This is a genomic window from Methyloparacoccus murrellii (genome assembly GCF_054657115.1).
Genome location: NZ_BAAHXD010000138.1, coordinates 1 through 314, shown reverse-complemented (window position 1 = coordinate 314; position 314 = coordinate 1). Strand labels below are relative to the sequence as shown.

Genomic DNA, 314 nt, shown 5'->3' with positions numbered 1-314 from the left:
TCGTGCCCTTGGCCATGCATTCGACCTCTGGGGCATGCCAGGCGTAGCGCTTGGGCGCTCCGCGGGTGTTCTTGCGGCTGAGCGCCGGCTCGGCCTTGCCCAGTGCGCCATCGAGCGCCAGGCCCATGGCACCCTCAGCGGCAAATGCCTTGCGCTTGATCGCGCGCGCCAGACGTCCCACCACGGTGCTCTGGCGCTTGATCACCCGGCACAGCCGCTTGAATGGTTTGGCATGGGCATACCGCCCCGCCTTGAAGCGCAACTGCCGACCTTCCTTGGCAAAGGTCTGCTTGAGCTCGAGGCCTGCGTCCTGC

1 pseudogene is annotated in these 314 nt (G+C 66.9%); it reads right to left on the bottom strand.

Features of this window, described 5'->3' with window-relative positions:
* Positions 1-314: pseudogene (locus tag ACYQ1H_RS15630) on the bottom strand (IS5/IS1182 family transposase); the annotation flags it as partial.